This window comes from Marinomonas sp. ATLA20 (assembly GCF_057180105.1).
On the sequence record NZ_JBXUKU010000063.1, the window covers coordinates 1 to 274 of the forward strand.

The window sequence follows — 274 nt, forward strand, 5'->3', positions numbered from 1 at the left end:
ATGCGGGATCGAACCGCAGACCTCCTGCGTGCAAAGCAGGCGCTCTCCCAGCTGAGCTATAGCCCCATTACTAACTAGATCGTATTTGGTTTTTACAACATACCGAAATTACTTTAGGACGAGGCTTAAAGTAACGACGTATAGTTTACTATACGAGTTTCTTTATAACGAAGTCATAATGGAATTTGGTGGGTCTGGGCCGATTTGAACGGCCGACCTCACCCTTATCAGGGGTGCGCTCTAACCAACTGAGCTACAGACCCAAATACTTTCT

At 46.4% G+C, this 274-nt stretch carries 1 tRNA gene; it reads right to left on the minus strand.

The annotated features are described in order from the left end of the window. Positions 1-186: 186 nt before the first annotated feature. Positions 187-263: transfer RNA gene (locus AC2A4J_RS20455), tRNA-Ile, on the minus strand. Positions 264-274 lie beyond the last annotated feature (11 nt).